The organism is Microbacterium sp. H6, assembly GCF_003314775.1.
In the GTDB taxonomy this organism is placed as follows: Bacteria; Actinomycetota; Actinomycetes; order Actinomycetales; family Microbacteriaceae; genus Microbacterium; species Microbacterium oxydans.
In genome coordinates this window covers 241-9,911 of sequence record NZ_QOAY01000129.1, presented here as the reverse complement: position 1 = coordinate 9,911, position 9,671 = coordinate 241, and the positions used below count along the sequence as shown (strand labels likewise).

Here is a 9,671-nt window from a genome sequence, read left to right as displayed (position 1 = left end):
CGACCGGGACCAACGGGAAGACCAGCGTCTCCCACCTGCTCGAGGGCATCCTCGACCAGATCGGCGTCGTCACCGGACTCTCCTCCACTGCGGAGCGCCACATCGCCGGCGAGGTCATCGTGTCGCGCCTGACCACCCCCGAGGCCTCCGAGATGCATGCACTGCTCGCTCTCATGCGGGAGCGAGCAGTCGAGGCCGTCGCCGTCGAGGTCAGCGCGCAGGCTCTCTCCCGTCACCGCGTCGACGGCATCCTGTTCGATGTCGCCGGATTCACCAACCTCAGCCACGACCATCTCGACGACTACGCGGACATGGAGGAGTACTTCGAGGCGAAGCTGCCGCTCTTCCGTCCCGACCGCGCCAAGCGGGGCGTCATCTGCCTCGACTCGCCGTCGGGAGCGATCGTCGTCGAACGTTCCGAGATCCCCATCGTCACGGTGGGCACTCCGTCGATCGCCGCCGACCCCGAGGCTGCCCGCGCCGCGGACTGGGTCGTCGTCATCGACGACGAGCGTGCGGCCGGAACCACGTTCACGATGACCGGTCCGGCCGGCTCGCTCACGACGACCGTCCCGGTGATCGGTCCGCACATGGCCGCCAATGCGGCTCTGGCGATCGTGATGCTCCTCGAGGGCGGCTATGCCTGGGATCGCATCACCGAGGCCCTGACCCGCGACGGCGGCATCCGCGCCTATCTGCCAGGACGCACGCAACTGGTCTCCGGCGACACGGGCCCCGCGGTCTTCGTCGACTTCGGCCACTCCCCCGACGCGTTCGAGAAGACACTCGCCGCCGTCCGCCGCGTGACTCCCGGCAAGGTGCTGATGCTGTTCGGTGCCGATGGCGACCGGGACGCGAGCAAGCGGTTCGACATGGCGCGCACAGCCGTGGAGGGCAGCGACATCCTCGTCGTCACCGACCACCACCCCCGCTTCGAGGACCCCGCATCCATCCGGGCCACTCTCATCGACGGTGCACGCCGCGCGCGACCGGACGCTGAGATCCATGAGGCCTCACCGCCGGAGGACGCCATCGTCACCGCCGTCGGCCTGGTCGGCGACGGCGACGCCATACTCTGGGCGGGACCGGGACATCAGGACTACCGCGACATCCGCGGTGTCCGCACTCCCTACTCCGCACGCGAGCTCGCCCGTCGTGCGCTCCGCGCGGCCGGGTGGCCCGTTCCCGACTCCCGCTGGCCCGTCCCCTACCCCGACGAAGACTGATCGAGATCACCGGGGCGCACCCGCGCTCCGGTACCGGCGTGCAGGACGATGCGACGAGGATGCCCCGGCGGTCAGGCCGCAGCGATCATCCGGTCCGCCGTCGCGCGCGCCCAGGCCTCCGCCTCGGCGAGCGTCTCGACGGTGAGCACATCGGGCGCGTCATGCGCGTCGACGACGCGGGCGATGGTGTCGACGATCCCGAGGAACGAGAGCCGGCCCTCGTGGAAGGCGTCGACAGCCTGTTCGTTCGCCGCGTTGTAGACCGCGGGGAACGTGCCGCCGGCGCGTCCGACCGACTTCGCGAGAGCGACGGACGGGAAGGCCTCGCCGTCGAGCGGTTCGAACGTCCATGAGGTCGCAGCGGACCAGTCAAGCGGTCGCCCTACGCCTCCGACGCGGTGCGGCCAGTCCAGACCGAGCGAGATGGGCAGACGCATGTCGGGCGGTGAGGCCTGTGCGATGGTGGACCCGTCGATGAACTCCACCATCGAGTGCACGATCGACTGCGGGTGGACCACGACCTCGATGTCGTCGTAGGCGATGTCGAAGAGCAGATGCGCCTCGATCACCTCGAGCCCCTTGTTCACCAGGGTCGCGGAGTTCGTCGTGACCATGCGTCCCATGTCCCATGTCGGATGCGCGAGCGCCTCCGACGGAGTCACCTGGGTCAGCTCGCCACGGCTGCGTCCTCGGAACGGGCCGCCGGACGCGGTGACGACGAGACGGCGCACTTCGGCATGAGTGCCCGCGAGCAGAGCCTGCGCGAGGGCCGAGTGCTCGGAGTCCACCGGGACGATCTGTCCGGGGGCAGCGGCGGCGAGCACCAGGTCGCCACCGACGATGAGGGATTCCTTGTTCGCGAGGGCGAGAGTGCGGCCCGCCTTCAAGGCGGCGAGCGTCGGCCCGAGTCCGATCGAGCCCGTGATGGCGTTGAGCACAACATCGGCTTCGACGTCACGGACGAGCTGCTCCGCCTCGACAGCACCGAGAGCGGTGGATTCGACCTGGAACTGCGCGGCCTGCTCCTCCAGCAACTCGGCGTTGGAACCAGCGGCGAGACCGACCAGCTCGAAGCGACGAGGATTGGCACGGATCACATCCAGTGCCTGGGTGCCGATGGAGCCGGTGGAGCCGAGGACGATGACGCGACGCATACCGCCAGCCTAGGTCACGCCCGCGGCTCCGCAGCGGCTACTGCTGAGCCTGAACCGGTGTCGTCGCGAGGATGTCGACGACGAACACGAGGCTCTCCTTCTGCAGTTCGTGTCCCTCGCTCGCGCCGTACCCGTCGGAGGGCGGCATGACGACGACGACCTGCGAGCCGACCTTCTGGCCCTCGAGGGCCTTCTGGAAGCCCGCGACGACGCCCGTGGTCTGGAACTGCGTCGGAGCGGCATCGCGGCTCCAGCTGGAGTCGAACTCCTTGCCGTCGGACCACTTCACGCCCAGGTACTGCACGACGACGAGGTCGCCCGTGCCCACGGTCGCGCCATCGCCCTGCTTGAGGACGGCGACCTTCGTCTCGGTCGGCGCGTCGCCGTCCGGGATCGTGACGGTCGGAACGCCCTTGTCGTCGAGCTTCACCGTCGGCATGCCGGGCGTCGGGTCGACCGGGGTGCCCGTGGCCACCTCCGGCAGCTTCTCGACCGCCTCCGCATAGACGACCTTGTTCGTGCCGCCGTCACCGAAGACCTTGCCGGGCAGCGCGAGCACCACCTGTGTGCCGAGCGGCTGGCACTCGAGCGCGGCGATGAAGAGCGACGCGCTGTTCTGGTCGAGGAGGACGGAGGCCTCGCCGCCTTCGTTCCGGGCGGAGGAGTCGACCACCTCGCCGGTCGCGGCATCCACGATCTGGAACTTCACGCCTACGAGATCGTTCGCGAGCACCTCATCGCCATCACCCTTGGCCACGATGGTCCGTTCCACGTCAGCGAAGGCGGCATCGGCGGGGACGGTGATCTTCGCGTCGAGACCTTCGCCATCGACCGTCACCGCATCCGACGTCTCTCCGGGCTGCGCGTTCAGCAGACACCCGCTCGACGCGGACGGCGAAGGGGTGCCCGAGCTCTCGGGCGCACCGCCACCGGCACAGCCGGCCAGCAGGAGGGTCGCCGCAGCGACAGTGGACAGGACGAGGAGCGGACGCTTGCGCACAGTGAGACCTCAGGATCGCGGGCGGGAACCTCCATCCTGCCTCATACCCCTTTGCCCGCGCTGGGAGGCGCGGCGCAAGTCTTCATTCCCACGCCGGCATGGATCCGGGAGTAATCTGCTCTGATGACCTCTGAGCAGTCCGTCGAGCCCGAAGCCTCGTCAGAAGAGGAATCCTCACCCGAGACGACTGCGAAGCCCCGTCACGCCGGGTTCGCCTACACCCTGGGGCGGAGCCTCATCACCCCGCTCGCTCGTCTGGTCTATCGGCCGCGGATCGAGGGGCGAGAGAACGTGCCGCTCGAAGGCCCCGTGATCTTCGCGAGCAACCACCTCTCGTTCATCGACTCGATAGCGATCCCGGTGGCCGCGCCCCGCCCCGTGCACTTCCTGGCGAAGTCGGCGTACTTCGAGGGCACCGGCTTCAAGGGCTGGATGAGCAAGACCTTCTTCGAGTCGATCGGCGCGATCCCCGTGCGCCGGGGAGCGGGAAAGGCCGCGCTCGATGCCCTCGACCTCCAGCGCCAGCTCCTCGATGAGGGCCTGGCCGTCGCCCTGTACCCCGAGGGCACCCGCTCCACCGACGGTCGTCTGTACAAGGGCCGCACCGGAGTCGCGTTCCTCGCGCTGCAGACGGGCGCTCCGGTGGTCCCGGTCGGACTCATCGGCACCGACAAGGTGATGCCGGTCGGAGCGAAGATGCCGACCCTCAAGGAGCGCATCACGGTGCGCTTCGGCGAGCCGCTCGACCTCTCGCCGCACGGCCCGGCCACCAGCGGGCGCGCTCGGCGCCTCGCGACCGACCAGATCATGGCCGCGATCCACGGCCTCTCCGGCCAGGAGCTCGCGGGTGCGTACAACGAGGCTCCCGCGCAGGGAACCATCGAGAAGATCAAGCAGGCTCTTCCGCACGAGCGTCGCTGACCGTCCCGTCGTCGCGATCGCGGCGCGGCTCAGGAGAGAGCGCTGACCCTCGCCTCGTGACGCACGGGGAAGTTCATCGAGTTCGCGATGAAACACCATTCGTTCGCCTGGGTGTGGGCGCGTTCCGCAGCCTCGATCATCGACTCCTCGGCGACGACGACCTCAGGATGCAGCATCACCTCGACGAACGATCCTCCGCCCGCTCCGTCCTCGCGCATCATTCCTGTCGCCCGGTCGCGATAGGACACCACCACGACGCCGGCCGTGACACACGCGTGGAGGTAAGACAGCAGGTGACACTCGGAGAGCGACGCGAGCAGCAGGTCCTCCGGATTCCAGCGTGACGCGTCGCCGCGGAAGGGCTTGTCCGCGGAGGCGAGGAGATCGGGCTTGCCCTCGATCTCGATCGTCACATCGCGTCGGTAGTCGCGGTATCCCGTTGTCCCGGCACCGGTGTTGCCGGTCCAGGTCGATGTGAGCGCATAGCGGTGTTCGCCGAGAGTGCGAGGACTGGTCTCTGCCATGCGACCAGTCTGTCAGGCTCGTCCGACGCGACGCGAGCAGCCTCGCACGCCGAGCTAGAGTTGACGGGTGCTGGAGACTCTCACCGTTCAGGATTCCGTGGAACTCGCCGTCGTCGAGCGGAGCGGATTCGTCGAATCCCGCCACGCCGGCGCGGCCGTCGTCCTCTCCCCCGACGGCGACATCGTCGCCCGACACGGCAACGCCGACGCCCTGATCCTGCCGCGTTCGAGCCTCAAGCCGCTGCAGGCGATCGCCTGCGTCACGGCGGGCGCCGTCCTCGAGGGCGAACAGCTCGCGCTCTCGACGGCGAGCCATGTCGGCACCGATCGGCATGCGTCCGTGGTGCGCGACATCCTCACAGAGGGCGGACTGACAGAGGACGACCTGGGCTGCCCCGCGTCGTGGCCGAGCGACTCCTCGACGCGCGATGAACTCGTGCGCGAGCACGGTGAGCCCACGCGCGTGCGCATGAACTGCTCGGGCAAGCACGCCGCGATGCTCCGCGCCTGTGTCGCGACCGGCTGGCCCACCGCCGGCTACCTCGACCCCGCCCACCCGTTGCAGCAGCACATCAGGGACGTCGTCGAGCGCCTCACGGGTGAGAAGATCGCGCACACCGCGATCGACGGGTGCGGCGCGCCCGTACATGCGACGACCCTGACCGGTCTCGCACGCGCGATCCATCGGATCGGAACGGCGTCCGACCGCTCGCCGTTCGCCCTGCATCGAGTCGCCGGTTCCCTGGTTCGCGCTGTACGGGAGAACCCGTGGACGATCGAGGGCCCGGGTCGCCCTGACACGATCGCGACGGAGAAGCTGGGCGTGTTCACGAAGCACGGCGCCGAGGGCGTCATGGTCATGGTCGCCCCGAACGGGACGACGGTGGCTCTGAAGATGCTCGACGGCGCGACTCGTGCCTCGACGATCGTGGCCGCCACCCTCCTGGCGCGCGCGGGCGGTCTGACCGATGCGGATGTGGCCGCCCTCGGCGAGGCTCTCCCCCTCACTGTGCTCGGCGGCGGCGCCGACGTCGGTGCCATCCGCCCCGGTGCGGGCATCTGACCGGGAGCCCCACCTCCGACCTCCCAGAGCTCCTCACGGCGACAGCTCGGCCACGTGCACTCTTCGTGGCAGTTCAGCCCCGATCACGGACCACGCTCGACCCGCATGCGGACGGGCGTACGGGGGCAACTCGCGGGCGCCGATCAACTGGCGGAGATCAGCCGGACGCTCGCAGCGGATGAGGACCTCGCCCAGGGATCGCACCCGTTGCCAGAGTGTCCAGTTCCGCTGCCAAGCCTCCGCATCGCCCACCACGACGCACGGCCGATCCGTCTCCGCCGGCTCCGCCCCCGGTTCCCTCACCTCGCAGTCCGGATGCGCGCGACGCAGACGGGCGATGACCTCCTGAGCCCCGGCGGTGACGATCGCTGTGAGCGCGGACGTCGGCCGCCACACCGCTGCCGTCTGGTCCGTGGGCCGATGGGACTCCGTTTCGTCGGCCCACGCCAGCTGAACCTCCTGATCGCCGATCCTCGCGCGCCCCGGAGCACGATCACGAAGGAATCCGGACGGCTCGCCTCCTGCCGCCAGATGCTCCAGCTTCGTCGACATACGCAGCAGCGCGCGACGCGGCAGGAGATCGAGCATACGTCCCCAGGCGCCGCTCGCCCTGGCCGCGGTCACCACGAAGGTCGTGCCGTGGGCCGTGCGAAGCACCTGCTCCCAGCGCTGGACGAGCTGATGGCCGTACTCCGGCGGCAGGCTCCCCACCAGCACATCGACATCGTCGCAGAGAACCACGGTCGGAGGTCGCCGGCTGCCGTCCGCCCATGCGGAGAGCAGATCCCACGCCTCCTCGGCATCGCCGGACATCCATGAGGTGTCATCGCACTGGGCTGCCACAGTCCTCAGCAGTGTGGTTCGGCCGGAGCCGGGCCCGCCCAGAACCGCGATCCCCCGTTCGCGCCCGCATTGCAGGAGAACCGGAGGTTGCGCCTGCCGGTCGGGGTCGTCAGCGCGTCCGATGACCACGGTGTCGGACCCCACGCCGGCCTCGCCGAGGAGCTCACCGAGTGGGAGAAGCGAGGGCAACGACGGCAGCCAGGGACTGGACGGCTGACCTCCTGCCGCCCATCGCTTCGCCACCTCTCGGAGGTCGGATGCCTCCGTCAGGGCGACCCGCAGAGCGAGGGCCTCCTGGTCCGTCGGTCTCCGCACCAGAGCGAGCCCCCGTGATCCCGGGTCCCCGGGGAGCGCTGCTGCCGCCTCGCTGCCGAGCATCAGCCGGCTGTCGGCAGCGTCGCTCACGCGGAGGCTGATGCGAAGGGGGCAGTTCGCCGCCAGGGCATCTCTGACCACACCGGAAGCTCGCTGCGTGCCGAGGATCAGATGCATGCCGAGCGCACGGCCACGGGCGGCGATATCGGTGAAGACCGCGCCCAGGTCGGCGTGCTCCGCGAGCAGCGCTGCGAACTCGTCGACGACGATCACCAGCCTCGGTATCGAGACCTCCCGCACATCGCGAGCACCCGCCGCCGCGAGCAGTGCCTCCCGTCGGCGGAGCTCCGCCGTGAGGCTGGAGACGCCACGTCGTGCCCCCGCGTCATCGAGATCCGTGATGACGGCGACGACATGCCGAAGTGCACGCAGCGGCTCGAACGCGGTGCCGCCCTTGAAGTCCGCGAGGACGAAGGTCACCCGGTCCGGCCCGTGTACCGATGCCATCGCTGCGACCCAGCTCACGAGCAGTTCACTCTTCCCCGTCCCCGTCATGCCGGTCACGAGCGCGTGAGGACCGTCGTCGACGATGTCGACCACGATGCTCCCCCGCTCGCCCCGGCCGATCGCCGCCGCCAGCCCTTCAACCTCGTGGGGTTGTTCGAGTTCGTGAAGCGCCACCGAATCGGGAGGCGCGCTTGCCTCGTCACCCCGGTGCGCGATCTCGCTGGACAGCACTTCGGCCTGCCTCGACGAGAGGAACTCGACGGCGACGGCTGTCGTCCCGCTCGCCGTACGCAGCGTTGCGAGACCCGGCTCCACGATGTCGATCACCGTCGTGACACCCTCCGGCACCTCCTCACCGGGAGCGGCTGTGCAGATCAGCGCGTCCGCGTCCGGTCTCTCCCCGGCGCAGGGCCCGACCCCCAGCCGGAACGCCCTGCGACGAGTCCGTCTCGCATGGGGCAGGCCGCCGAGTCCCCAGCCGACGAGATCGACCTCGAGGAGGTCGACGCCACCTGTCGGAACGAGCGAGAACTGCGCGGACCCGAAGCGTAGACACAGCTGCAGGATCAGAGCTCGCGCGGCGGCGGCCGTCAGCGGACCCGCTCCTCTGAGACAGATCCCTCCCCCCAAAGGCACGACGACGGGCGAGGCGTCGATGACACGGCATCGTTCGCGGAAGGCTCGTCCGCGCTCATCTTCGCCCCCGGTGCAACGGACCTCGCTCGCTGTCGGGCCCGAGCCGACGACGACCCAGGTCTCCTCATCGACGGGTTGCGTTCCTCGAAGCGGGGATCGCACGATGCAGGTCGCGGTGTCAGGGCGGCGCTGCCACAGCGCCCTGCGCTCCTCGCTGTGGCGGCGGACCAGCTCGGCCTCCGCCGTGGCCCACCCCTCCTCGATCTTCTGCTCTCCGCGTCGCCGCTCCCGACGCCGGAGGCGAGCCGCGTCCACCAGCGATGCCCCGATCATCAGGGGCCCCAGTGCCGCGAAGCACAGAGCCAGGAGCGAGCCCGAGATCGACCACAGCACCACGCCGGCGGCGATCGGCACGATAGCGGCCAGGAACGGCACAGGAGCGCGGTGATGTGGTGCCTGCGCGGACGGCAAGGCGATCGGGAGGGAATCCATGCCCTCGAGTCGATCGCATCGCAGGCCGTGGTCGAGCAGTCTCCACAGCCTCAGGACACTATTGAGCGGTGTCCTCGATCGGGGAGGAGGAGTCGTCCTCAGACGTTACCTGGACGATGATGAGCGTCACGTTGTCGCGACCGCCGTTCTCCAGGGCCGCCGCGAGCATCGCATCGACGGCCGCCCCCGGGTCGTCGTGCTCGCGGAGGAAGTGCTGGATCCCGTAGTCGGTGAGCTCCTTGGTGAGCCCGTCGGAGCAGACGACGAACCGGTCACCGGGTCGCACGTCGATGGAGACGTAGTCCGGCGCCGTGAGTTCGCTCGCTCCCACCGCGCGGGTGATGACGTTGCTGTAGGGGTGCCCTTCGGCTTCCTCCGGGCTGAGCTTGCCTGCCGTGATCAGTTCCTGCACGACCGAGTGATCCGTCGTGATCTGCACCAGCTTGTCGTCCCGAAGGAGGTAGACGCGGGAATCGCCGATGTTCAAGGCGATCCACTGGGCCTCGTCGCCCTCGGTATCGAGGTAGACGCCCGTGAGCGTGGTGCCCGTGCCCTCGTCGGTGGTCTCGGGGTGGTCGGCGATGTCGCCGACAGCCAGCTCGAGTGCGCTCTCGATCGACGGGCGATCGACCTTCCCCGACGAGACGATGGCCTGGAGGCGCGACACCGTGCTCTGACTCGCGATCTCGCCACCGGCATGGCCGCCCATGCCGTCTGCGACGATGAACAGCGGATAGTCGGCCAAGAAGGCGTCCTGGTTCGTCTCGCGACGGCGCCCCTGATCGGTGATACCGGACCAGGAGAGCAGCAGCGTGCGCTGCGCAACCGTGATCCGTTGCGTCTTCGTCTCAGCCACGTGCTGCCTCCGATGGGCCTGCGGCGGGTCGGACGGTCGCAGGATACTCACAACACATCGTAGTAGAAGTCACGTACACCGCGATCACGCTCGTGCGTCCGGAGCCGCCGACGAAGGCAGCGAGCCCGCGAGAA

Annotated in this window: 8 protein-coding genes; 3 read left to right on the top strand and 5 right to left on the bottom strand. The window is 69.3% G+C overall.

All coding sequences use genetic code 11. The features are described 5' to 3' along the window. A partial coding sequence (locus DSP71_RS08440; protein WP_258546334.1) for a Mur ligase family protein occupies positions 1–1,226 on the top strand: 1,226 nt, incomplete at its 5' end. A 71-nt stretch (positions 1,227–1,297) separates the two neighbouring features. Here the strand turns inward: DSP71_RS08440 and dxr are convergent. Next, entirely contained in the window at positions 1,298–2,380 is a 1,083-nt protein-coding gene (gene dxr, locus DSP71_RS08435) for a 1-deoxy-D-xylulose-5-phosphate reductoisomerase (protein WP_113680852.1), read from the bottom strand. A gap of 37 nt (positions 2,381–2,417) precedes the next feature. Then, positions 2,418–3,380 (bottom strand): FKBP-type peptidyl-prolyl cis-trans isomerase, encoded by a 963-nt coding sequence (locus tag DSP71_RS08430; protein WP_113680851.1) that lies wholly within the window; start codon positions 3,378–3,380, stop codon positions 2,418–2,420. 123 nt (positions 3,381–3,503) lie between these two features. On the opposite strand from DSP71_RS08430, the gene DSP71_RS08425 reads away from it, so the two are divergent. Then, complete coding sequence (locus DSP71_RS08425) at positions 3,504–4,301, top strand: 1-acyl-sn-glycerol-3-phosphate acyltransferase (RefSeq protein WP_113680850.1); 798 nt, start codon at positions 3,504–3,506, stop codon at positions 4,299–4,301. 29 nt (positions 4,302–4,330) lie between these two features. Here DSP71_RS08425 and DSP71_RS08420 read toward each other — a convergent pair whose 3' ends face one another. Continuing rightward, the gene (locus tag DSP71_RS08420; RefSeq protein ID WP_113680849.1) at positions 4,331–4,825 is read right to left on the bottom strand and encodes an OsmC family protein; all 495 of its coding nucleotides are present in this window, start codon (positions 4,823–4,825) and stop codon (positions 4,331–4,333) included. A gap of 67 nt (positions 4,826–4,892) precedes the next feature. On the opposite strand from DSP71_RS08420, the gene DSP71_RS08415 reads away from it, so the two are divergent. Then, positions 4,893–5,888, top strand: a complete 996-nt coding sequence (locus DSP71_RS08415) for an asparaginase (RefSeq protein ID WP_058631287.1) — start codon at positions 4,893–4,895, stop codon at positions 5,886–5,888. Positions 5,889–5,921: 33 nt separating this feature from the next. On the opposite strand, the gene DSP71_RS08410 is transcribed toward DSP71_RS08415, so the two are convergent. Further along, positions 5,922–8,681 carry an FtsK/SpoIIIE domain-containing protein gene (locus DSP71_RS08410; protein ID WP_113680848.1) on the bottom strand — a complete coding sequence of 920 codons (2,760 nt, stop codon included), beginning with the start codon at positions 8,679–8,681 and terminating at the stop codon, positions 5,922–5,924. 58 nt (positions 8,682–8,739) lie between these two features. After that, positions 8,740–9,537 carry a PP2C family serine/threonine-protein phosphatase gene (locus DSP71_RS08405; protein ID WP_046748247.1) on the bottom strand — a complete coding sequence of 266 codons (798 nt, stop codon included), beginning with the start codon at positions 9,535–9,537 and terminating at the stop codon, positions 8,740–8,742. Positions 9,538–9,671: the final 134 nt, after the last annotated feature.

What these genes read in the sequence shown, in the direction of transcription:
- dxr (WP_113680852.1), bottom strand. Translation starts at nt 2,380, where the DNA reads ATGCGTCGCGTCATCGTCCTCGGCTCCACCGGCTCCATCGGCACCCAG.
- DSP71_RS08425 (WP_113680850.1), top strand. Translation starts at nt 3,504, where the DNA reads ATGACCTCTGAGCAGTCCGTCGAGCCCGAAGCCTCGTCAGAAGAGGAA.
- DSP71_RS08420 (WP_113680849.1), bottom strand. Translation starts at nt 4,825, where the DNA reads ATGGCAGAGACCAGTCCTCGCACTCTCGGCGAACACCGCTATGCGCTC.
- DSP71_RS08410 (WP_113680848.1), bottom strand. Translation starts at nt 8,681, where the DNA reads ATGGATTCCCTCCCGATCGCCTTGCCGTCCGCGCAGGCACCACATCAC.